At 64.5% G+C, this 21,253-nt stretch carries 23 protein-coding genes; 22 read left to right on the forward strand and 1 reads right to left on the reverse strand.

Features of this window, described 5'->3' with window-relative positions; all coding sequences use genetic code 11:
• Positions 1-18 precede the first annotated feature (18 nt).
• From U8L64_RS07400 to flhB, 9 genes are all read left to right on the forward strand, one after another.
• Entirely contained in the window at positions 19-1,245 is a 1,227-nt protein-coding gene (locus tag U8L64_RS07400) for a flagellar hook-length control protein FliK (RefSeq protein WP_333395733.1), read from the forward strand.
• Between the two features lie 206 nt (positions 1,246-1,451).
• Positions 1,452-1,976, forward strand: a complete 525-nt coding sequence (locus U8L64_RS07405; protein WP_333395735.1) for a flagellar basal body-associated protein FliL — start codon at positions 1,452-1,454, stop codon at positions 1,974-1,976.
• Positions 1,977-1,988: 12 nt separating this feature from the next.
• Positions 1,989-2,960: a flagellar motor switch protein FliM gene (fliM, locus tag U8L64_RS07410; RefSeq protein WP_043297349.1), complete on the forward strand. Its 972-nt coding sequence runs from the start codon at positions 1,989-1,991 to the stop codon at positions 2,958-2,960.
• Between the two features lie 40 nt (positions 2,961-3,000).
• A complete protein-coding gene (gene fliN / locus U8L64_RS07415) occupies positions 3,001-3,468 on the forward strand; it encodes a flagellar motor switch protein FliN (protein ID WP_054093358.1) in 468 nt (155 codons plus the stop codon).
• A 1-nt stretch (position 3,469) separates the two neighbouring features.
• Positions 3,470-3,889, forward strand: coding sequence for a flagellar biosynthetic protein FliO (gene fliO, locus U8L64_RS07420; RefSeq protein ID WP_102828897.1), 420 nt, complete (start codon positions 3,470-3,472; stop codon positions 3,887-3,889).
• A complete protein-coding gene (gene fliP / locus U8L64_RS07425) occupies positions 3,889-4,665 on the forward strand; it encodes a flagellar type III secretion system pore protein FliP (protein WP_333395741.1) in 777 nt (258 codons plus the stop codon). The genes fliO and fliP overlap by 1 nt, the downstream gene beginning before the upstream one ends.
• Before the next feature lie 10 nt (positions 4,666-4,675).
• Entirely contained in the window at positions 4,676-4,945 is a 270-nt protein-coding gene (gene fliQ / locus U8L64_RS07430; protein WP_003287611.1) for a flagellar biosynthesis protein FliQ, read from the forward strand.
• Between the two features lie 3 nt (positions 4,946-4,948).
• Positions 4,949-5,725, forward strand: a complete 777-nt coding sequence (fliR, locus tag U8L64_RS07435; RefSeq protein WP_043297345.1) for a flagellar biosynthetic protein FliR — start codon at positions 4,949-4,951, stop codon at positions 5,723-5,725.
• Between the two features lie 33 nt (positions 5,726-5,758).
• On the forward strand, positions 5,759-6,895 hold the full coding sequence (gene flhB, locus U8L64_RS07440) for a flagellar biosynthesis protein FlhB (RefSeq protein ID WP_273526771.1): 1,137 nt from the start codon (positions 5,759-5,761) through the stop codon (positions 6,893-6,895).
• A gap of 48 nt (positions 6,896-6,943) precedes the next feature.
• On the opposite strand, the gene sodC is transcribed toward flhB, so the two are convergent.
• Complete coding sequence (sodC, locus tag U8L64_RS07445) at positions 6,944-7,465, reverse strand: superoxide dismutase family protein (RefSeq protein ID WP_043297340.1); 522 nt, start codon at positions 7,463-7,465, stop codon at positions 6,944-6,946.
• Between the two features lie 237 nt (positions 7,466-7,702).
• Here sodC and flhA point away from each other — a divergent pair, with 237 nt between their 5' ends.
• From flhA to U8L64_RS07510, 13 genes are all read left to right on the forward strand, one after another.
• Positions 7,703-9,823, forward strand: coding sequence for a flagellar biosynthesis protein FlhA (gene flhA / locus U8L64_RS07450; protein WP_138300197.1), 2,121 nt, complete (start codon positions 7,703-7,705; stop codon positions 9,821-9,823).
• Positions 9,824-9,838: 15 nt separating this feature from the next.
• Complete coding sequence (gene flhF / locus U8L64_RS07455; protein WP_138300196.1) at positions 9,839-11,113, forward strand: flagellar biosynthesis protein FlhF; 1,275 nt, start codon at positions 9,839-9,841, stop codon at positions 11,111-11,113.
• A 90-nt stretch (positions 11,114-11,203) separates the two neighbouring features.
• A complete protein-coding gene (fleN, locus tag U8L64_RS07460) occupies positions 11,204-12,028 on the forward strand; it encodes a flagellar synthesis regulator FleN (RefSeq protein WP_008570483.1) in 825 nt (274 codons plus the stop codon).
• Positions 12,025-12,771: an RNA polymerase sigma factor FliA gene (fliA, locus tag U8L64_RS07465; RefSeq protein ID WP_077682901.1), complete on the forward strand. Its 747-nt coding sequence runs from the start codon at positions 12,025-12,027 to the stop codon at positions 12,769-12,771. Before fleN ends, fliA begins: the two co-directional genes overlap by 4 nt.
• 73 nt (positions 12,772-12,844) lie before the next feature.
• Entirely contained in the window at positions 12,845-13,219 is a 375-nt protein-coding gene (locus U8L64_RS07470) for a chemotaxis response regulator CheY (protein ID WP_171819274.1), read from the forward strand.
• 23 nt (positions 13,220-13,242) lie between these two features.
• Positions 13,243-14,037, forward strand: a complete 795-nt coding sequence (locus tag U8L64_RS07475; protein WP_043297335.1) for a protein phosphatase CheZ — start codon at positions 13,243-13,245, stop codon at positions 14,035-14,037.
• 12 nt (positions 14,038-14,049) lie between these two features.
• Positions 14,050-16,191: a chemotaxis protein CheA gene (locus U8L64_RS07480; protein WP_333395759.1), complete on the forward strand. Its 2,142-nt coding sequence runs from the start codon at positions 14,050-14,052 to the stop codon at positions 16,189-16,191.
• A gap of 46 nt (positions 16,192-16,237) precedes the next feature.
• Positions 16,238-17,335: a protein-glutamate methylesterase/protein-glutamine glutaminase gene (locus U8L64_RS07485; protein WP_156715027.1), complete on the forward strand. Its 1,098-nt coding sequence runs from the start codon at positions 16,238-16,240 to the stop codon at positions 17,333-17,335.
• Positions 17,336-18,076: a flagellar motor protein gene (locus U8L64_RS07490; RefSeq protein ID WP_008570478.1), complete on the forward strand. Its 741-nt coding sequence runs from the start codon at positions 17,336-17,338 to the stop codon at positions 18,074-18,076.
• 10 nt (positions 18,077-18,086) lie between these two features.
• On the forward strand, positions 18,087-18,935 hold the full coding sequence (gene motD / locus U8L64_RS07495; RefSeq protein WP_077682905.1) for a flagellar motor protein MotD: 849 nt from the start codon (positions 18,087-18,089) through the stop codon (positions 18,933-18,935).
• 76 nt (positions 18,936-19,011) lie between these two features.
• Entirely contained in the window at positions 19,012-19,800 is a 789-nt protein-coding gene (locus tag U8L64_RS07500; RefSeq protein ID WP_138300192.1) for a ParA family protein, read from the forward strand.
• An 87-nt stretch (positions 19,801-19,887) separates the two neighbouring features.
• Positions 19,888-20,685, forward strand: a complete 798-nt coding sequence (locus U8L64_RS07505) for a CheW domain-containing protein (protein ID WP_102828906.1) — start codon at positions 19,888-19,890, stop codon at positions 20,683-20,685.
• 85 nt (positions 20,686-20,770) lie between these two features.
• Positions 20,771-21,250: a chemotaxis protein CheW gene (locus U8L64_RS07510; RefSeq protein WP_008570473.1), complete on the forward strand. Its 480-nt coding sequence runs from the start codon at positions 20,771-20,773 to the stop codon at positions 21,248-21,250.
• Positions 21,251-21,253 lie beyond the last annotated feature (3 nt).

Below are 21,253 nucleotides of genomic sequence, written 5' to 3' on the forward strand. Positions count from 1 at the left end.
CACTGAGCGGAATGTTTCATGGCCGTTTCCCCCGATCTGTTGCTCAAGTCCCCGACTCTCGAAGTGCGTCCCAAGGCCGCCGCCGCGCAACCGTCGCCGGCGCCCGAGGCGAGCGATGGCAAGCGTTCCAGCTTCTCCGAGGTGTATGCGCGCGAGCGCCAGACCAAGCCTGTCGAGCGCAAGGACGATGCTTCGGCATCGTCGCGCGAGCAAGTCGACGAGGAGCAGAGCGCCGGTGAGCCGACGGCAACCGCTGACGCCGAGAAGTCGACGGTTGCCGAGAGCGGCAATTCCTTGCCTGGCGAGGAAGCGAGCGATGAGCCGCTGCCGGAGGGCGAGCTCGATCCGCTGCTGCTGTTCGGCCTGAATGGCCAGTTGCCGGCGCCTGAGCCGGCCGCCGCTCAGACCGAGCCCCTGACGCTGATGCCAGGGCTGGGCCAGACGCAGCTGACACCGACGCTCGCTGATGCCGAGATGCAGGTGTCGGAGGATGTTTCCGGCGAATCGGCGACCACCGTCGCGGCACCGGCCCTGACGCTGAAGGCCGCGCCCACCGCCGTTTCGCCAGCCGCTGCGAGCGAGACCGCGGCACCCGCCGAGGACGACTTCGCCAGTCTGCTGCAAGCCAGCAGCGAGCCCGAGCCAGACGTCGAGCTGGAGGTTGCGCTGAGTGAAGTCTCGAAGGGCCTGGATGCGCCGCAGGACAGCCGTCAGCCGGCCGATCCGGCGCTCGGCCGTGCCAGCCCGCTGAGCCAGGCGATCACCCAGCAGATTCAGCAGGCGCAGCGCACGCCGCTGGTACCGGGGCAGCCGGTAGCGATGCAGCAGGCCGGCTGGAGCGAGGCGGTGGTCGATCGGGTGATGTGGCTGTCCAGCCAGAACCTCAAATCGGCGGAGATCCAGCTCGATCCGGCTGAACTGGGACGGATGGAGGTGCGCATCGAGATGAACCGCGAGCAGGCGCAGATCACCTTCCTCAGCCCGCATGCCGGCGTGCGCGATGCGCTCGAAGGGCAGATGCAGCGCTTGCGCGAGATGTTCGAACAGCAAGGCATGAGCATGAACGTCAACGTTTCCGATCAGTCCCTGGCGCGTGGCTGGCAGGGCCGCGGCGAAGGCGAGGCGGGGCGGGGTGGCGCGTCGCATGCCGCGACGGCGGGCGACGACGAGCAGCTGCAAGGCGTCAGCGAAGTCGCCAGCAATCGTGCCGTGGGCAACCGCGGGCTGGTGGATTACTACGCCTGACCGGCCGCCGGTCTCCCGTCGCTCTGGCGCGCAGGCCCGTCTCGCGCCGGAGCGGTCATCTATCTTCCTTCGGGCGTGCCGGGCGGCGCCTTCAGGGATGCCGTATCCTCTGCGGCCTAATGCGCAGCGCGGCGCTGACATTGGCACAGCAGTTGCTCCAACGATGCCTCAGTGAGCGGTCGCGCGCAGAATGACGGATATTTGGCATGGCGAAGAAACAGGTACCCCCCGGACCACCGATTGCCGACGCGCAGGACGCGGGCAAAGGTCGGTTGAAAATCATCATCGCGATCGCGGTGGCCTTCCTGCTGGCCATCGGGTTGTCCATCGGCGGCACGCTGTTCTTCCTCGACAAGGGTGGGGACGAGGCGGCTGAGCAACCGGCCGAGGCCGAGACGGCGACCGGCAAGCCGGCGGCGACCTACGAGGTGCTGATGCCGGCCTTCGTGGTCAACTTCAATCACAAGGGGCGCCAGCGCTACATGCAGGTGAGCGTGGCACTGATGTCGCGCGATCAATTGGCGCTCGATGCGCTCAAAGGACATATGCCGTTGCTGCGCAATCATCTGGTGATGCTGTTCTCCAGCCAGGATTTCGCGGCGTTGATGACCCCGGTGGGCAAGGAAATGCTGCGTCAGCAGGCTACCTCCAGCGTGCAGGAACTGGCGCAGAAGGAAGTCGGTAAGCTGGCGGTCGAGCAAGTGCTGTTCACCAACTTCGTACTGCAATAGAAGGTTCCGCCGATGGCTGTTCAAGACCTGCTTTCGCAAGACGAGATCGATGCGCTGCTGCATGGCGTCGATGACGGTCTGGTCGATACCGAAAGCGATGCCGAACCGGGCGCGATCAAGAGCTACGACCTCACCAGCCAGGATCGCATCGTCCGCGGGCGCATGCCGACGCTGGAAATGATCAACGAGCGCTTCGCGCGTTACACCCGCATCAGCATGTTCAACCTGCTGCGCCGCTCGGCAGACGTCTCGGTGGGCGGTGTGCAGGTCATGAAATTCGGCGAGTACGTGCATTCGCTGTACGTGCCGACCAGCCTCAATCTGGTGAAGATGAAGCCGCTGCGCGGCACCGCGCTGTTCATCCTCGACGCCAAGCTGGTGTTCAAGCTGGTCGACAACTTCTTCGGCGGCGACGGCCGCCACGCCAAGATCGAGGGTCGTGAGTTCACCCCCACCGAACTGCGGGTGGTGCGCATGGTGCTCGATCAGGCCTTCACCGACCTCAAGGAAGCCTGGCATGCGGTGCTGGACGTCAACTTCGAGTACATCAACTCGGAGGTGAATCCGGCGCTGGCGAACATTGTCAGCCCCAGCGAAGTGGTGGTGGTGTCGACCTTCCACATCGAGCTGGACAGCGGCGGCGGCGACCTGCACGTGACCATGCCCTATTCGATGATCGAGCCGATCCGCGAAATGCTCGACGCCGGCTTCCAATCCGACGTCAGCGACCAGGACGAGCGCTGGATCAAGGCGCTGCGCGAAGACATCCTCGACGTCAACGTACCGCTCGGCGCGACGGTGGTGCGCCGCCAGCTGAAACTGCGCGACATTCTCAACATGCAGCCGGGCGACGTGATTCCGGTGGAGATGCCGGAGGACATGATCATGCGCGCCAACGGCATGCCGGCCTTCAAGGTCAAGCTGGGTGCGCATAAGGGCAATCTGGCCCTGCAGGTGCTGGAGCCGGTGGTGCGAACCCGGTGACTCATTTTTCTACTCAATTCGAGCCGGTCGAGGACTAGCGATGGCAGACGATCAGAACACTTCCCCCGAAGAGCAGGCGCTCGCCGACGAATGGGCCGCGGCGCTGGCCGAGGCCGGCGATGCCAGCCAGGACGACATCGACGCGTTGCTCAATCAGGGGCCGGCGGCGGCACCGGCCGCTCCGCGTGCACCGCTGGAGGATTTCGCCAGCGCACCCAAGGGCGGCGGCGTGCCGCTGGGGCTGGAAGGGCCGAATCTGGATGTGATTCTGGATATTCCGGTGTCCATCTCGATGGAAGTCGGCAGCACCGAGATCAGCATCCGCAACCTGCTGCAGCTCAATCAGGGCTCGGTGGTGGAGCTCGACCGGCTGGCAGGCGAGCCGCTGGACGTATTGGTTAACGGCACGCTGATCGCCCATGGCGAGGTGGTGGTGGTCAACGAGAAGTTCGGCATTCGCCTGACGGACGTGATCAGCCCCACCGAACGCATCAAGAAGCTGCGCTGACATGCGCGCGCTAGCCTTTCTCGCTCTGCTGGTAGCGCTGCCGGCACTGGCTGCCGAACCGTCCGCCAGCATGAGTGGCACCGACATGGGCGCGCAGCTGAGCAAACTGCTGCTCGGCCTGCTGCTGGTGGTCGGCCTGATCTTTCTGCTGGCCTGGCTGCTGCGCCGCGTCCAGCAGATGAATCCACGCGGTACTCAGGTGATTAAGCTGGTTTCCAGCCAGGCACTCGGCCCGCGCGAGCGGCTGGTGCTGGTGCAGGTCGGCAGCGAGCAGGTGCTGATCGGCCTCTCGGCCGGGCGCATCACGCCGCTGCACGTGCTCAAGGAGCCGGTGCATCTGCCCGATTCCGAACCGGCCAACCCGGAGTTCGCCCAGCGCCTGATGGAGCTGTTGGGCAAGGATCACAAGGACAAGCCCTGATGTTGCGAATTCTGCTGGCGTTGCTGCTGGCCGTGGCCGCCCCGCTGGCTCTCGGCCAGGAGGCGGGCGGGCTGCTGACGCGTGGCGACAATCCGCTGTCGATCCCGGCGATCACCCTGAGCACCGACGCCCAGGGCCAGCAGGAGTATTCGGTCAGCCTGCAGATTCTGCTGATCATGACGGCGCTGAGCTTCATCCCGGCGTTCGTCATGCTGATGACCAGCTTCACGCGAATCATCATCGTATTCTCCATCTTGCGTCAGGCGCTGGGGCTGCAGCAGACGCCATCGAACCAGATTCTCATCGGTCTGACGCTGTTCCTTACGCTGTTCATCATGGCCCCGGTGTTCGAGCGGATTAACCAGGAAGCCCTGCAGCCGTACCTCGCCGAGCAGATTCCGGCGCAGGAGGCGATCACCCGCGCCGAAGTACCGCTCAAGGCGTTCATGCTGGCGCAGACCCGCGAGAGCGATCTGGACCTGTTCATGCGCCTGTCGCGGCGTACCGACATCGCCAGCCCGGAAGCGGCGCCGCTGACCATTCTGGTGCCGGCCTTCGTCACCTCGGAGCTGAAGACCGCGTTCCAGATCGGTTTCATGATCTTCATTCCGTTCCTGATCATCGACATGGTGGTGGCCAGCGTGCTGATGGCGATGGGCATGATGATGCTCTCGCCGCTGATCATCTCGCTGCCGTTCAAGATCATGCTGTTCGTGCTGGTCGACGGCTGGGGGCTGATCATCGGCACCCTGGCCGGCAGCTTCGGCACGCTCTAGGAGGCTCGTCATGACGCCCGAAGTCGCGGTGGACCTGTTTCGCGAAGGCCTGTGGATGACCGCGATGATCGTCGGCGTGCTGGTGATGCCGAGCCTGCTGGTCGGTCTGGTGGTGGCCATGTTCCAGGCTGCCACGCAGATCAACGAGCAGACCCTGAGCTTTCTGCCGCGCCTCCTGGTGATGCTGCTGACGCTGATCTGGGCCGGGCCTTGGCTGGTGCGCGAGCTGATGGAGTATACCCAGGGCCTGATCGCCAACATTCCGCTGATCATCGGCTGAACCATGCTGGAACTGAGCAATGCGCAGATCGGCAGCTGGGTGGCGCAGTTTCTGCTCCCGCTGTTCCGTATCGCCGCGTTGCTGATGAGCATGCCGATCATCGGCACGCAGCTGGTGCCGCCGCGGGTACGGCTGTATCTGGCGCTGGCCATCACCCTGGTGCTGGCGCCGACCCTAGGCCCGATGCCACTGGTCGAGGCGCTGAGCCTGCGTGCCTTGCTGCTGATCGCCGAGCAGATTCTGATCGGTGTGATGCTCGGTTTCGTCCTGCAGCTGTTCTTTCAGGTGTTCATCGTCTCCGGGCAGCTGCTGGCGATGCAGATGGGCTTGGGTTTCGCCTCGATGGTCGATCCGGCCAACGGTGTGTCGGTGCCGGTGCTCGGCCAGTTCTTCAATATGCTGGTGATCCTGCTGTTCCTGGCGATGAACGGTCATCTGGTGGTGCTGGAAATTCTCACCGAGAGCTTTGTGACCTTGCCGGTGGGCGGTGGGCTGTCGACCAATCATCTGTGGGAGGTGGCGAGCAAGCTCGGCTGGGTGCTCGGCGCCGGCCTGCTGCTGGTGCTGCCGGCGATCACCGCGCTGCTGGTGGTGAACCTGGCGTTTGGCCTGATGACCCGTGCCGCCCCGCAGCTGAATATCTTTTCCATCGGCTTTCCGCTGACCCTGGTGCTGGGCCTGGTCATCGTCTGGATCGGCATGGCCGACATCCTCGCGCAATACCAGATCTTCGTCGGCGAAGCGCTGGCGATGCTGCGCGAGCTGGTGGGGCTGCGCTGATGAATAGACTCATGCACAACGCGGGGGCCGTCGATGGCTGAAAGCGAAAGCGGTGCCGACAAAAGCGAGGAACCCACAGAGAAACGGCGCCGGGAATCTCGCGAGAAAGGCCAGATCGCGCGCTCGCGCGAGCTGAGCACGGTGGCCGTCACCATCGGCGGCATTGGCGGCCTGCTGGCGTCCGGCAGCGGGTTGGCGCAGGCGCTGATGGCCATGATGCAGGGCAGCTTCGAGCTGAGCCGCGAAACCCTGCTGGACGAGAGCAACATGGCGGTGTTGCTGGCGGCCAGCGGCAGGATCGCGCTGGAGGCAACCCTGCCGTTGCTGATCGCCTTGCTCATCGCCTCGATCGCCGGGCCCATCGCGCTGGGTGGCTGGCTGTTCTCCGCCAAGGCGATGGCGCCCAACTTCGGTCGGATGAACCCCGCTGCCGGGCTCAAGCGCATGTTCTCGACCAAGGCGCTGGTGGAGTTGCTCAAGGCCCTCGGCAAGTTCCTGGTGGTGCTGCTGGTGGCGTTGATGGTGCTGTCCTCCTACGAGGACGATCTGCTCTCCATCGCCAAGCAGCCGCTAGACCTGGCGATCATGCACAGCGCCGAGGTGGTCGGCTGGTGCGCGCTGTGGATGGCCTGCGGGCTGATCCTGATCGCCGCGGTGGATGTGCCGTTCCAGCTCTGGGACAACAAGCAGAAGCTGATGATGACCAAGCAGGAGGTCAAGGACGAGTACAAGGACTCCGAGGGCAAGCCGGAGGTCAAGTCGCGCATCCGTCAGCTGCAGCGCGAGGCGGCGCAGCGGCGCATGATGCAGGCCGTGCCGGAAGCCGATGTGGTGATTACCAACCCGACGCACTTTGCCGTGGCGCTGAAATACGACGGCGACAAGGGTGGCGCGCCTCGGCTGGTGGCCAAGGGCGGCGACTTCGTGGCGCTGAAGATTCGCGAGATCGCCCAGGAGCACAACGTGACGGTGCTTGAGTCGCCGGCGCTGGCGCGAGCGGTGTACTACTCGACCGAGCTGGAGCAGGAGATTCCCGCCGGCCTCTACCTGGCCGTGGCGCAGGTGCTGGCTTACGTCTATCAGTTGCGCCAGTACCGCGCCGGCAAGGGCCGTCGACCCGATCCACTGAACGATCTTCCGATTCCGCCAGATCTGCGTCGCGACGAATAGCGGCAAGCTGCAAGCGTGCCGCTTGCAGCTTGAAAGCCGGCGCTGCCGTTACTCGATGACGCCGCAGGCGACCCGTGCACCGCCGCCGCCGAGCGGCTGCGGATGGTCGGCATGGTTGTCGCCGCCCTGATGCACCATCAGCGCCAGCCCCTTGATGTCGCCCAGGCTTTTCAGGCGTGGGGCCAGCACCGGCTGGCTGGCCTTGCCATCCTTGTCGACATAGAGCGCGGGCAGGTCGCCCAAGTGGCCGTCGCCCCAGGGTTCGCCGTGCTTGCCGCTGTTCTTCGGGTCCCAGTGGCCGCCCGCAGCGCCCGCCGGCGTGACCTTGCCGTCGATCTCGGCGGTCTCGCAGTTGCCCTTGGCGTGCACGTGGAAGCCGTGAATGCCGGGTTCCAGCCCCGACAGTTCGGGGCGCAGGACCAGGCCGTATTCGCTGCTCTCGATCTTCACGCTGCCGACGGCGGCGCCGACGCCTTGGGCGCTGACGGCCTTGAGCGGAACGCTGAGCGTCTCCGCCTGGACAGTCAACGCGGTGCAGCCGGCCAATGCGGCGATGATCCACTGTTTCATCGATTGTCTCCTTGCAGGTTGGGCCGGGCGGAGCGGTTCCGCCGGTCGAAGGTCTGACTGCGCGACACTGGTCGGGTTCGCCCGCATGCGGCGAGATGTCCCGTAGCGCCTGTTTCAGTTGAGATCAGTTGGCGTGACTGCGCCAGTCCGCCGTTGCGTCGCCAAGTTGGACCCCTTCTTGCTATAGCCCACGGCAGGGCGCATCGGGCGTCAAAAAACTTTCTGCTGGGGGCCACGTTGGATCGCACGCAACTCATCAACATGCGCAACAACCTGACGGGTGTCGGTCGCGGCAACCTCGGGGTGCCGCTGCTGTTGCTGGTGATGCTGGGCATGATGATGCTGCCCGTGCCGCCGTTCCTGCTCGACGTGCTGTTCACCTTCAACATCGCGCTGTCGATCGTCGTGCTGCTGGTCAGTGTCTACGCGCTGCGCCCGCTGGATTTCGCGGTGTTCCCGACCATTCTGCTGGTAGCGACCCTGTTGCGTCTGGCGCTGAACGTCGCGTCCACACGGGTGGTGCTGATTCACGGTCACGAAGGCGGCGCGTCGGCCGGTCATGTGATCGAAGCCTTCGGTAACGTGGTGATCGGCGGCAACTACGTAGTCGGTATCGTGGTGTTCGCGATCCTGATGATCATCAACTTCGTGGTGGTCACCAAGGGCGCCGGGCGGATTTCCGAAGTAAGCGCGCGCTTCACCCTCGATGCGATGCCCGGCAAGCAGATGGCGATCGATGCCGACCTCAATGCCGGGCTGATCGATCAGGCCGAAGCGAAGAAGCGCCGGGTCGAGGTTGCGTCCGAAGCGGATTTCTACGGCTCGATGGACGGTGCCAGCAAGTTCGTGCGCGGCGACGCCATCGCTGGCCTGCTGATCCTCTTCATCAACCTGCTCGGCGGCATGGGTATCGGCATGGCGCAGCATGGCCTGAGCTTCGCCGACGCCGGCAAGGTCTACGCGCTGCTGACCATCGGTGACGGCCTGGTGGCGCAGATCCCCTCGCTGCTGCTGTCCACCGCGGCGGCGATCATGGTGACCCGGGTCACCAGTTCCGAGGACATGGGCCAGCAGGTCAACCGGCAGATGTTCGCCTCGCCCAAGGCGCTGGCGGTATCGGCCGCGATCATGATCGCGATGGGACTGGTGCCGGGCATGCCGCACCTGTCATTCCTCGGCCTCGGTGCGCTCGCTGCCGGGGGCGCCTACTGGATCTGGTATCGGCAGAAGCGCGTCAAGCAGCAGGCCGAGCAGGATGTGCAGAAGCAGCAGGAGCTGCTGCCAGCGCAGCGCGCGGCGGAAACCAAGGAACTCGGCTGGGACGACGTGACGCCGGTGGACATGGTCGGGCTGGAGGTCGGCTACCGGCTGATTCCGCTGGTCGATCGCAATCAGGGGGGCCAGCTGCTGGCGCGAATCAAGGGCGTGCGCAAGAAGCTGTCGCAGGATCTCGGCTTTCTCATGCCGTCGGTGCATATCCGCGACAATCTCGATCTGCTGCCCAATGCCTATCGCCTGACGCTGATGGGCGTCAGCCTGGCCGAGGCGGAGGTCTATCCGGATCGCGAGCTGGCGATCAACCCCGGCCAGGTATTCGGGCCGCTCAATGGCATTGCAGCCAAGGACCCGGCGTTCGGTCTGGATGCGGTGTGGATCGAGGGCAGCCAGCGCGACCAGGCGCAGTCGCTCGGCTATACCGTGGTGGATGCCAGTACCGTGGTTGCCACCCACCTCAATCAGGTGTTGTACAAGCACGCGCATGAACTGCTCGGCCACGAGGAGGTCCAGCAGTTGCTGCAACTGCTTGCCCGTAGCTCGCCCAAGCTGGCCGAGGAGTTGGTGCCGGGCATGCTGTCGTTGTCCACGCTGCTCAAGGTGTTGCAAGCGCTGCTGCAGGAGCAGGTGCCGGTGCGCGACATCCGCACCATCGCCGAAGCCATCGCCAATGTCGCCAACAAGAGTCAAGATCCCGCCGCGATGGTGGCGGCAGTGCGCGTCGCGCTGTCTCGCGCAATCGTGCAGAACGTTGTGGGACTAGAGCCGGAGCTGCCTGTGATCACTCTGGAGCCGCGATTGGAACAGATCTTGCTCAATAGCCTGCAGAAGGCCGGACAGGGTGCCGAAGATGGCATCCTGCTGGAACCGGGAATGGCAGAGAAGTTGCAACGGTCGCTGGTAGAAGCGGCTCAGCGCCAGGAAATGCTCGGCAAGCCGGCGATCCTCCTGGTGGCCGGACCGGTTCGCGCGATGTTGTCCCGCTTCGCCCGGTTGGCCGTACAGAACATGCATGTACTGGCCTACCAGGAAATTCCGGACAACAAGCAGGTCACCATCGTTGCGACGGTGGGTCAGAATTAATCGAGGGTGCAGGCCATGCAGGTCAAACGTTTCTTCGCCGCCGATATGCGCATCGCCATGAAGATGGTGCGCGACGAGCTGGGCGCCGATGCCGTGATCATCGGCAATCGCCGGGTCGCCGGCGGTGTCGAGCTGACTGCCGTGCTCGATTACCCGATGCAGGCCGCCCCGGAAGCGAACAAGCCCAACCCCGTGCTGGAAGCCGAGCTGCGCAAGACGCAGGCGCGTATCGCCTCGGCTCATGCCGAACTGAGCGCGCCGAATCGCGTGAAGTCGGGCCAGGACCGTCAACTGCTTGACGAGCAGCCTGCCGCCGCGCCGCAACCCGCTGCCAGCGCGCCGGTCGATACGCGCGCTTTCGAGAGCATGTGCACCGAACTGCAGGGCCTGCGCGAGCTGATCGAAGTGCAGCTCGGCTCCATCGCCTGGGGCCAGGAGCAGAGCCGGCGGCCGCAGCAGGCCGGGCTCTGGCGCCGCTTGCAGCGTCTCGGCCTGCCGGCGGAACTGTCGCGCAGCCTGCTCGAAAAGGTCGCGACCATCGCTGATCCGCGACAGGCCTGGCGTATGCTGCTGGCGCACCTGGCGCAGGCGATCAAGGTCACCAAGCACGAACCGCTGGAAGAGGGCGGGGTCATCGCATTGGTCGGGCCGGCTGGCGTCGGCAAGACCACCACGTTGGCCAAGCTGGCGGCCCGTTACGTATTGAAGTACGGCGCGCAGAACATCGCGCTGGCGAGCATGGATAACTACCGCATCGGCGCGCAGGAGCAGCTGAAGACGCTCGGTCGTATTCTCGATGTGCCGGTGGTGCAGATCGACCCGTCGCAGCCGCTGGGCAAGACGCTGGCGCCGCTGGCACGCAAGCGCGTGATTTTGATCGACACGGCCGGGCTGCCGGCGAGCGATCCGACACTGCGCATGCAGCTCGAAGCGCTGTCCGATCGTGGCGTGAAATCGAAGAACTACCTGGTGCTGGCCGCTACCAGCCAGAGCCAGGTGCTCAAGGCGGCGTGGCACAACTATCGTCGTTGCGGCCTGGCCGGTTGCATCCTGACCAAGCTCGACGAGGCCGGCTCGCTCGGCGACGTGCTCGGACTAACGATCAGCCAGCACCTGCCGATAGCTTACCTCGCCGACGGGCCGCGTATTCCCGATGACCTGCACCTGCCGCGCAGTCATCAGCTGGTCAGTCGGGCGGTGAGCCTGCAATCCGGCGAGGAGCCGAGCGAGGAAACGATGGCCGATATGTTCGCCGGCCTGTACAACGAATCATCGCGGCGAGCGGGCTGAAGCGGCAGTGCGTTACTCGGATAAACCTGATGCATTCGAGCTGAATGCATCGCCGGCCTTGCAGGCCGAGCAACATATAGGCGTTTGAACATGGGTATGCATCCCGTACAGGTGATTGCGGTGACCGGCGGCAAGGGTGGCGTCGGCAAGACCAACGTGTCGGTCAATCTGGCACTGGCGCTGGCCGAACTCGGGCGGCGGGTGGTGTTGCTCGACGCCGACCTCGGGCTGGCCAATGTCGACGTGCTGCTGGGGCTGACCACCAAGCGCACGCTTGCCGACGTGATTGCCGGTGAATGCGACCTGCGCGACGTGCTCATCCAGGGGCCGGGCGGCATCCGCATCGTGCCGGCGGCATCCGGCACGCAAAGCATGGTGCAGCTGTCCTCGCTGCAGCACGCCGGCCTGATTCAGGCGTTCAGCGAGATCGAGGATCTCGACGTACTGATCATCGATACCGCCGCCGGCATCGGCGAGGCGGTGGTCAGCTTCGTGCGCGCCGCGCACGAGGTGCTGCTGGTGGTCACCGATGAGCCGACCTCGATCACCGACGCCTATGCGCTGATCAAGCTGCTCAATCGCGACTACGGCATCAATCGCTTCCGCGTGCTGGCCAACATGGCGCACGCCCCGCAGGAAGGGCGCAATCTGTTCGCCAAGCTGACCAAGGTCACCGAGCGCTTCCTCGACGTCGCGCTGCAATACGTCGGTGCGATTCCCTACGACGAAGCCGTGCGCAAGGCCGTTCAGAAGCAGCGTGCAGTCTACGAGGCTTATCCGCGGTCAAAATGCGCATTGGCATTCAAGGCCATCGCGCAGAAAGTCGATACCTGGCCGCTGCCGGCCACGCCGCGCGGGCATCTTGAATTCTTCGTCGAGCGCCTGATCAGGCCGGCGAACGACACTCACGAATGACAGCTGCTGGACTCGCTATGTATTACAGCAAGGCTCAGGCGAAGGATGCCCAGCATCGTTTGATCGACCAGTATGCGCCGCTGGTCAAGCGCATTGCCTATCACCTGCTCGCACGGCTGCCGGCCAGCGTCCAGGTCGACGACCTGATCCAGGCCGGGATGATCGGCCTGCTGGAGGCGGCAAAGAAGTACGACGCCGGCAAAGGCGCCAGCTTCGAAACCTACGCCGGTATCCGCATCCGCGGCACCATGCTCGACGAGGTGCGCAAGGGCGACTGGGCGCCGCGTTCGGTGCATCGCAACTCGCGCATGGTCAGCGAGGCGATTCGCGCCATCGAAGCGAAAACCGGACGTGACGCTAAAGATCATGAGGTTGCGGCCGAACTTAAGCTCAGCCTCGATGAGTACTACAGCATTCTCGGCGACACCCTGGGCAGCCGCCTGTTCAGCTTCGACGACCTGTTGCAGGACGGCGAGCATGGCGAGTTGCACGACGATGCCGCTAGCACTCATTCCGAGCCGTTTCGCGATCTCGAGGACGAGCGTTTCCAGCAGGCGCTGGCCGATGCCATCACCAACCTGCCCGAACGCGAAAAGCTGGTGCTGTCGCTGTACTACGACGAAGAGTTGAATTTGAAGGAAATCGGTCAGGTGCTCGGCGTCAGCGAGTCACGGGTCAGTCAGCTGCATAGCCAGTGCGCCGCCCGTCTGCGTGCCCGCCTCGGCGAATGGCGGGCGAGCTGACCGGTACCCTCACTGCGAGACGTGCTCGGTTGCCGAGATTTTGGGATTTACGGAGGTCGACTTGGACAAGAACATGAAAATCCTCATCGTCGATGACTTCTCGACGATGAGACGAATCATCAAGAACCTCCTGCGAGACCTGGGGTTCACCAACACCGCCGAGGCCGACGACGGCACCACCGCGTTGCCGATGCTCAAGAGCGGCAGCTTCGATTTCCTCGTCACCGACTGGAACATGCCGGGTATGAGCGGCATCGACCTGCTGCGCCACGTGCGTGCCGACGAGCGCCTCAAGCACCTGCCGGTGCTGATGGTGACGGCCGAAGCCAAGCGCGATCAAATCATCGAAGCGGCTCAGGCCGGCGTTAACGGTTACGTCGTCAAGCCCTTCACTGCCCAGGTGCTCAAGGAGAAGATCGAAAAGATCTTCGAGCGCGTCAACGGCTGAAGCAGCAACGCCGCGAGGGCACTATGACGCAAGCAGACCAAAGCCTGGCGGAGTTCGAAGCAACTCTGCAGGCCAATGCACCGCAGCTGATTGAAAGCCTGCAGCAGGGCCGCTTCGACGAGGCGGCGCAGATGTTCAACCAGCTCAACCAGGTCCGTAATCACGGGCTCTATCAAGAGGTTGGCAAGCTCACCCGCGAACTGCACAACGCTATCGTCAAGCTCGAGGTGGACACCTGCGCCACGGGCGGGGATCCGTCGCCGATCACCGATGCAACCGACCGGCTTTCCTACGTGGTGGCGATGACCGAGAAGGCCGCCAACCGCACCATGGATCTGGTCGAGGAGTCGGCGCCGCTGGTGAACTACGTCAGCTACGAAGCCCAGAGCCTGACCGCCGACTGGCAGCGCTTCATGCGCCGCGAGATGAATGCCGAGCAGTTCCGCGAGCTGGTCCGGCGCATCGACCAGTACCTGCAGCGCTCGATGAACGATGGTAGCCAGCTGTCGCAGAACCTCAGCGAAATCATGCTGGCGCAGGACTTTCAGGACCTGACCGGGCAGGTGATCAAACGCGTCACGCGGCTCATCACCGAGCTGGAAAGCAACCTGGTCAACCTGGTGGCAATGGCCGGGCAGGTCGATCGCGTGGCTGGCATCCAGCACGACCGCGACGCGATGCGCGCCGAGCAGGAAAAGAAAAAACAAGAGAAAGAGCCTTCCAACGGTGAAGGTCCGCAGATGCATGCCGATATACGTGAGGACGTCGTATCCGGACAGGACGACGTGGACGATCTGCTTTCGAGCCTGGGCTTTTAGGGGAATTGCAATATGAGCTTCGACGCCGATGAAGAAATCCTCCAGGATTTCCTGGTAGAGGCCGGCGAGATTCTCGAACTGTTGTCAGAGCAGTTGGTGGAGCTGGAAAGCAGCCCCGACGACATGGCGTTGCTCAATGCAATTTTTCGCGGGTTCCACACGGTCAAGGGCGGGGCGGGCTTCCTGCAGCTTAACGAGCTGGTGGAATGCTGCCACATCGCCGAGAACGTCTTCGACATCCTGCGCAAGGGCGAGCGCCGGGTGGATTCCGAGCTGATGGACGTGGTGCTGCAGGCGCTGGACGCCGTCAATGCCATGTTCAGTCAGGTTCGCGAGCGCGTCGAGCCGACCCCGGCAACCCCTGAGCTGCTGGCGGCGCTGTCGCGCCTGGCCGAGCCGGCGTCGGCGGATGCGCCCGGTGTAGCGGCAGAAGTCGCGGCGCCGGTGGTGGCGGACGATGAGTTCGAGCAGATGCTGCAGGCTATCGATACGCCGGCCGTCGCCGAGCCCGCAACGGCGTCGAGCGATGAAATCACCGACGATGAGTTCGAGTCGCTGCTCGACCAGCTGCACGGCAAGGGGCAGTTCAGTGCCGCGGCCGCCGAAGCGGAAACGGCAGCAGAGCCGGTAGCAGCCGCGAGCGACGAGATCACCGACGAAGAATTCGAGGCGCTGCTCGACCAGCTGCACGGCAAGGGGCAGTTCAACGAGCCTGCCGCCACGCCCGCGTCAGCACCCACGGTAGCCGAGGCCGGCGCCCCGGCGGCCGGCGACAATATCACCGACGACGAATTCGAAGCGCTGCTCGATCAGCTGCACGGCAAGGGCAAGTTCGAGCCCGAGAGCGTGGCGCCGGCCGCTGCAGTAGCGGCAGCGGCTCCGCCTGCATCGGCGGCCAAGAGCGCGCCGCGCCAGCCCGCTGCCGCGCCGAGCAAGGCAGAGGCGGCGCCGCGCGCAGCGGCTCCGGCCGAGAAGCCGGCCAGCGACGCGGAAACCACCGTGCGGGTCGATACCGCCCGGCTCGACGAGATCATGAATATGGTCGGCGAACTGGTGCTGGTGCGAAACCGTTTGGTGCGCCTGGGCGCCAACAGCGGCGACGAGGCCATGTCCAAGGCGGTGTCCAACCTCGACGTGGTGACCGCCGATCTGCAGAGCGCGGTCATGAAGACGCGCATGCAGCCGATCAAGAAAGTCTTCGGCCGCTTCCCGCGGCTGGTTCGCGATCTGGCGCGCAACCTGAAGAAAGAGATCAACCTGGAGCTGGTGGGCGAAGAGACCGATCTCGACAAGAACCTCGTCGAGGCGCTGGCCGATCCGCTGGTGCACCTGGTGCGCAATGCCGTCGACCACGGCATCGAGTCGCCGGAGGACCGCGAGGCCGCCGGCAAACCGCGCGTCGGACGCGTGGTGCTGTCTGCCGAGCAGGAAGGCGACCACATCCTGCTGATGATCACCGACGACGGCAAAGGGATGGACGCCAACATCCTGCGCGCCAAGGCGGTGGAGAAGGGCATGCTGGACAAGGATGCCGCCGAGCGCCTGAGTGATCTGGAGTGCTACAACCTGATCTTCGCGCCCGGCTTCTCGACCAAGACTGAGATTTCCGACGTGTCCGGCCGTGGTGTCGGCATGGACGTGGTCAAGACCAAGATTTCCCAGCTCAACGGTACGGTCAACGTGTTCTCCACCAAGGGCCAGGGCTCGCGGGTGGTGATCAAGGTGCCGCTGACCCTGGCGATCATGCCGACGCTGATGGTCATGCTCGGCAACCAGGCGTTCGCTTTCCCGCTGGTCAACGTCAACGAGATCTTCCACCTCGACCTGTCGCGCACCAACGTGGTGGACGGCCAGGAAGTGGTCATCGTCCGCGACAAGGCGCTGCCGCTGTTCTATCTCAAGCGCTGGCTGGTGCAGGGCGCCGAGCAGGACGAACAGCGCGAGGGACACGTGGTGATCCTCAGCGTCGGCAATCAGGGCATCGGCTTCGTCGTCGACCAGCTCGTGGGTCAGGAAGAGGTGGTGATCAAGCCGCTCGGCAAGATGCTGCAAGGTACGCCCGGCATGTCCGGCGCGACCATTACCGGCGATGGCCGCATCGCCCTGATCCTCGATGTTCCAAGTATGCTCAAGCGCTACGCGCGTCGGGTGTGACAGACCGGCAGGGGTCGTGACGGGCCGCTGCCGCTAGGAGTGTTTTATGGCAGTCAAGGTCCTGGTGGTCGACGATTCGGGGTTCTTCCGCCGGCGTGTCTCGGAGATCCTCGCCTCGGACCCCGCTATCCAGGTGGTCGGCACCGCCACCAACGGTCGTGAGGCCATCGATCAGGTACTGGCGCTCAAGCCGGACGTCGTCACCATGGACTATGAAATGCCCATGATGGACGGCATTACCGCGGTGCGGCAGATCATGCAGCGCTGTCCCACGCCGGTGCTGATGTTCTCGTCGCTGACTCACGAAGGCGCGCGGGTCACGCTCGATGCGCTCGATGCCGGCGCGGTGGACTATCTGCCGAAGAACTTCGAGGACGTCTCGCGCAACCCGGAGAAGGTCAAGCAACTGCTGTGCGAGAAGATCCATACCGTCTCGCGCAGTAACCGACGCTACGGCAGCTGGAGCGGTGCGGCAGCGCCCGCGCCGACCCCGCTCGCCCGCAGCACGCCGCTGACGACCGGGACAGTGGCACCGCGTGCCAGCACCTCTCCGGCCCCCGTCGCCGCGGCACCCAAGCGCAAGGCTTACAAGCTGGTTGCTATCGGCACCTCGACCGGCGGCCCGGTGGCGCTGCAGCGCGTGCTGACGCAACTGCCAGCCAGTTTTCCGGCGCCGATCGTGCTGATCCAGCACATGCCGGCGGCGTTCACCAAAGCCTTCGCCGAGCGTCTCGACAAACTCTGCAAGATTCGCGTGAAAGAGGCCGAGGACGGCGACCTGCTGCGCCCCGGACTGGCGCTGCTGGCCCCGGGCGGCAAGCAGATGATGGTCGACGGACGCGGGGCGGTGCGCATCCTGCCCGGCGACGAGCGGCTGAACTACAAGCCGTGCGTGGACATCACCTTCGGCTCGGCGGCCAAGTCGTTCCATGACAAGGTCCTGGCGGTGGTACTCACCGGCATGGGCGCCGATGGCCGCGAGGGTGCGCGCCTGCTCAAGCAGAGCGGCAGTCAGGTGTGGGCGCAGGACGAGGCCAGCTGTGTGATCTATGGCATGCCGATGGCGGTGGTCAAGGCGAACCTCAGCGATGCGGTCTACAGCCTGGACGATATCGGTCGCCACCTCAGTGAGGCGTGCATCTAGATGGATGTTCTCAGCCTGATCGGGCTGGTGCTGGCCTTCGTCGCCATCGTCGGCGGCAATTTCCTCGAAGGCGGGCACATTTCCTCGTTGCTCAACGGGCCGGCCGCGCTCATTGTGCTGGGCGGTACCCTGGGCGCGGTACTGCTGCAAACGCCGATCGCGGTGTTCATGCGGGCGGTGTCCATTGCGCGCTGGATTTTCTTTCCGCCGCGCATCGATATGAACGGCGGCATTCAACTGGTCACCGGCTGGAGCAACACCGCGCGCAAGGAGGGTCTGCTGGGCCTGGAGCCGGCGGCTGAAACCGAGCCCGATCCCTACGCTCGCAAGGGCTTGCAGCTGCTGGTCGATGGCGCCGAGCCGGAAGTCATTCGCAGCATCCTCGAGGTCGACCTGTACACCCAGGAGAGCCGTGACCTGCGCGCGGCCAAGGTCTACGAGAGCATGGGCGGCTACGCGCCGACCGTTGGCATCATCGGCGCGGTGATGGGCCTGATTCATGTGATGGGCAACCTCGCCGACCCCAGCCAGCTGGGCAACGGCATCGCCGTGGCGTTCGTCGCGACCATCTACGGCGTCGGCGTGGCCAACCTGCTGGTGCTGCCGATCGGCAACAAGCTCAAGAGCGTGGTGCAGCGGCAGACGGCCTATCGCGAGATGCTGCTCGAAGGCGTGCTGTCGATCGCCGAGGGTGAGAATCCGCGTTCCATCGAAATGAAGCTGCAGGGCTTCATCGACTGAGGCCGCCGCGATGGCACGACGCAGACACGCCGAAGAGCATGAGAATCACGAGCGCTGGATGGTGTCCTATGCGGACTTCATTACCCTGCTGTTCGCCTTCTTCGTGGTGATGTACTCGATCTCGTCGGTGAACGAGGGCAAGTACAAGATCCTCTCCGATTCATTGGTCGGCGTGTTCAACCAGGTCGATCGCGCGGTCAAGCCGATCCCTATCGGTGAGGAGCGGCCACGCACCACCAGCCCGGCGCTGTCGGAGGTCGATCAGCCGACCGGGCATTCGCTGCTGGAGCAGAGCGTCGCCGACCCGCTGCAAAGCATTGCGCAGAGCATGCGCGAGACCTTCGGCGAGCTGATTGCCGACGGCCAGCTGACGGTACGCGGCAACGAGCTGTGGATCGAGATCGAACTCAATTCCAGCCTGCTGTTTCCCAGCGGCGATGCCATTCCCAACGATCTGGCCTTCGATCTGATCGCCCGGGTGGCGGCGATCCTCGCGCCGTTCGACAACCCGATCCATGTCGAAGGGTTCACCGACAACCTGCCGATCAGCACCGCCAAGTTTCCGACCAACTGGGAGCTTTCCGCAGCGCGCGCCGGCAGCGTGGTGCGCATGCTGGCTGCCGATGGTGTCGATCCGGCACGCATGGCGGCGGTGGGCTACGGCGAGTTCCAGCCGGTGGCGGACAATGCGACGCCCGAGGGACGCGCGCGCAATCGGCGTGTGGTGCTGGTGGTGTCGCGCAATCTCGACGTGCGCCGCAGCGTTACCGGCACCGGTAGCAGCAACGCGCGGGCGGATGCGGCGCTGCAGCGAGCTGGCACACAAACTGCACCGGTCAGCGGCAATTCGGCGCACTAGGGCGCCTTCGTCAAATCACCGTCGTCGCGGGGCCTGGCAGTCGCCGGCCCGCTCGGATTCGGATGGAATGTGCGCAATGAGAGTCTGGGCAGTAGCCAATCAAAAGGGCGGGGTGGGCAAGACCACCACGTCGATCGCACTGGCAGGCTTGCTCGCCGATGCGGGCAAGCGGGTGGTGGTGCTCGATCTCGACCCTCATGGGTCGATGACCAGCTATTTCGGCCATGACCCGGATAACCTCGAGCACAGCGTCTTCGATCTGTTTCAGCACAACGGCAGCGTACCCGAGGGCTTGCCGTGGCAGTTGCTGCTGTCGACCAGTCATGAGCGTATCTCGCTGTTGCCGTCCAGTACCGTGCTCGCCACGCTGGAGCGCCAGTCGCCCGGGCAGAACGGTCTGGGCCTGGTCATCGCCAAGAGTCTGTCGCAGCTGTGGCAGGACTTCGATTACGCCATCATCGACAGCCCGCCGCTGCTCGGCGTATTGATGGTCAATGCGCTGGCGGCCAGCCAACAGCTAGTGATTCCGGTACAGACCGAATTCCTCGCGATGAAGGGGCTGGAGCGGATGGTCGGCACCCTCGCGATGATCAATCGCTCGCGCAAACAGCCGCTGCCTTATGTCATCGTGCCGACCCTGTTCGACCGCCGGACGCAGGCGTCGATGAATACCCTCAAGGTGTTGCGTGCCGGTTACCCGGACAGCCTGTGGCCAGCGTTCATCCCGATCGATACGCGCCTGCGCGACGCCAGCCGGGCGGGGCTCACGCCGTCGCAGTTCGACTCGGGCAGCCGGGCGGTGCTGGCGTACCGCGCGCTGCTCAAGCATCTGCTGTCACTGCAGACCTCGCCCGAGGCAGCCTGACATGCTGACGAAGTGTCGGATGACCGGCTCAAGTTCGCCTTGGCACTGGCCGATAGCCTGTCTGAATTTTCAACAGAAGTGGGTCCCATGAGCCGCGCCGTTCTCACCGAAACTCGCTCCCAGCTCGCGCTGCAGTCGTATCTCGATGCGCTGCTGCAGGACGCGACGGTCGAGCTGGCGGAGTCGGTCAGCCTGGACGAGTTCCAGGCCGCCGTGCTGGAGGAGCAGCAGCGCGATAACCTGCGCCAGGTCGAGACCGTTAGCGAGTTGCCGGCGGAAAGCCCGCCGGCGACCACGGTGGTCGCCGAGATTGCCGTGCCGGCTGCCGTAGTCGAGCCGGTCGTGGAGCTGAGCGTGGCGGCGGCATCGGCGGCTGAACCGCCGGCGCTCGACCCGCACCAGCCGCCCCAGTGGGGGGAGCAGCCGTTCGAGTGTCTGCTGTTCGATGTCGCCGGGCTGACCCTGGCCGTGCCGTTGGTCTGCCTCGGTTCGATCTACCCGCTGACGGGGCAGGAACTGACGCCACTGTTCGGCCAGCCGGACTGGTTTCTCGGCATATTGCCGAGCCACGCCGGCAATCTGAAGGTGCTGGATACCGCACGCTGGGTCATGCCCGACCGCTATCGCGATGACTTCCGCGAGGGCCTGCAGTACGTGATTTCCGTGCAAGGTTACGAATGGGGGTTGGCGGTGCATCAGGTCAGCCGCTCGATCCGTCTGGACCCGCGCGAAGTGAAATGGCGTACGCAGCGCAATCAGCGGCCGTGGCTGGCCGGCACGGTGATCGAACACATGTGCGCGCTGGTGGATGTCACCGCGCTCGCCGAGCTGATCGCCAGTGGCGCGGTCAGGCAGCTGCACCCGGCATCGACAAGGAAACATTGAGATTGATACGCGCCGGACGCATCCGTCGGCTCCGGTGCAACCGACAAATCGACCGCTGCGGCGGTATCTGAAAAAGGGTGGGACTATGAAGATGACGTCTGCGCAGGGTTCCGATGATCCTGTCCTGCAATGGGTAACCTTCCGTCTGGACAACGAGACCTACGGCATCAATGTGATGCAGGTGCAGGAAGTGTTGCGCTATACCGAAATTGCGCCGGTCCCTGGTGCGCCGAGCTACGTGCTGGGCATCATCAACCTGCGCGGTAATGTGGTCACGGTGATCGACACGCGCCAGCGCTTCGGTCTGGCACCGGCGCCGGTTTCCGACAACACGCGCATCGTGATCATCGAGGCCGACCGCCAGGTCATCGGCATCATGGTCGACAGCGTCGCCGAGGTGGTTTATCTGCGTCAGTCGGAAATCGAGACCGCGCCGAACGTGGGTAACGACGAATCGGCCAAGTTCATTCAGGGTGTGTGCAACAAGAACGGTGAGCTGCTGATCCTGGTTGAACTGGACAAGATGATGACGGAAGAGGAATGGGCGGAACTTGAGAGCATCTGATCC

This window comes from Pseudomonas sp. FIP_A4 (genome assembly GCF_036701605.1).
Classification (GTDB): domain Bacteria; phylum Pseudomonadota; class Gammaproteobacteria; order Pseudomonadales; family Pseudomonadaceae; genus Stutzerimonas; species Stutzerimonas phenolilytica.

What these genes read in the sequence shown, in the direction of transcription:
- fliO (WP_102828897.1), top strand. Translation starts at nt 3,470, where the DNA reads ATGCGCGCGCTAGCCTTTCTCGCTCTGCTGGTAGCGCTGCCGGCACTG.
- fliR (WP_043297345.1), top strand. Translation starts at nt 4,949, where the DNA reads ATGCTGGAACTGAGCAATGCGCAGATCGGCAGCTGGGTGGCGCAGTTT.
- flhF (WP_138300196.1), top strand. Translation starts at nt 9,839, where the DNA reads ATGCAGGTCAAACGTTTCTTCGCCGCCGATATGCGCATCGCCATGAAG.
- fliQ (WP_003287611.1), top strand. Translation starts at nt 4,676, where the DNA reads ATGACGCCCGAAGTCGCGGTGGACCTGTTTCGCGAAGGCCTGTGGATG.
- fliA (WP_077682901.1), top strand. Translation starts at nt 12,025, where the DNA reads ATGACAGCTGCTGGACTCGCTATGTATTACAGCAAGGCTCAGGCGAAG.
- motD (WP_077682905.1), top strand. Translation starts at nt 18,087, where the DNA reads ATGGCACGACGCAGACACGCCGAAGAGCATGAGAATCACGAGCGCTGG.
- U8L64_RS07490 (WP_008570478.1), top strand. Translation starts at nt 17,336, where the DNA reads ATGGATGTTCTCAGCCTGATCGGGCTGGTGCTGGCCTTCGTCGCCATC.
- fleN (WP_008570483.1), top strand. Translation starts at nt 11,204, where the DNA reads ATGGGTATGCATCCCGTACAGGTGATTGCGGTGACCGGCGGCAAGGGT.
- fliN (WP_054093358.1), top strand. Translation starts at nt 3,001, where the DNA reads ATGGCAGACGATCAGAACACTTCCCCCGAAGAGCAGGCGCTCGCCGAC.
- flhB (WP_273526771.1), top strand. Translation starts at nt 5,759, where the DNA reads ATGGCTGAAAGCGAAAGCGGTGCCGACAAAAGCGAGGAACCCACAGAG.
- fliM (WP_043297349.1), top strand. Translation starts at nt 1,989, where the DNA reads ATGGCTGTTCAAGACCTGCTTTCGCAAGACGAGATCGATGCGCTGCTG.
- U8L64_RS07475 (WP_043297335.1), top strand. Translation starts at nt 13,243, where the DNA reads ATGACGCAAGCAGACCAAAGCCTGGCGGAGTTCGAAGCAACTCTGCAG.
- U8L64_RS07405 (WP_333395735.1), top strand. Translation starts at nt 1,452, where the DNA reads ATGGCGAAGAAACAGGTACCCCCCGGACCACCGATTGCCGACGCGCAG.
- U8L64_RS07500 (WP_138300192.1), top strand. Translation starts at nt 19,012, where the DNA reads ATGAGAGTCTGGGCAGTAGCCAATCAAAAGGGCGGGGTGGGCAAGACC.
- fliP (WP_333395741.1), top strand. Translation starts at nt 3,889, where the DNA reads ATGTTGCGAATTCTGCTGGCGTTGCTGCTGGCCGTGGCCGCCCCGCTG.
- U8L64_RS07485 (WP_156715027.1), top strand. Translation starts at nt 16,238, where the DNA reads ATGGCAGTCAAGGTCCTGGTGGTCGACGATTCGGGGTTCTTCCGCCGG.
- U8L64_RS07505 (WP_102828906.1), top strand. Translation starts at nt 19,888, where the DNA reads ATGAGCCGCGCCGTTCTCACCGAAACTCGCTCCCAGCTCGCGCTGCAG.
- sodC (WP_043297340.1), bottom strand. Translation starts at nt 7,465, where the DNA reads ATGAAACAGTGGATCATCGCCGCATTGGCCGGCTGCACCGCGTTGACT.
- U8L64_RS07470 (WP_171819274.1), top strand. Translation starts at nt 12,845, where the DNA reads ATGAAAATCCTCATCGTCGATGACTTCTCGACGATGAGACGAATCATC.
- U8L64_RS07400 (WP_333395733.1), top strand. Translation starts at nt 19, where the DNA reads ATGGCCGTTTCCCCCGATCTGTTGCTCAAGTCCCCGACTCTCGAAGTG.
- U8L64_RS07510 (WP_008570473.1), top strand. Translation starts at nt 20,771, where the DNA reads ATGAAGATGACGTCTGCGCAGGGTTCCGATGATCCTGTCCTGCAATGG.
- U8L64_RS07480 (WP_333395759.1), top strand. Translation starts at nt 14,050, where the DNA reads ATGAGCTTCGACGCCGATGAAGAAATCCTCCAGGATTTCCTGGTAGAG.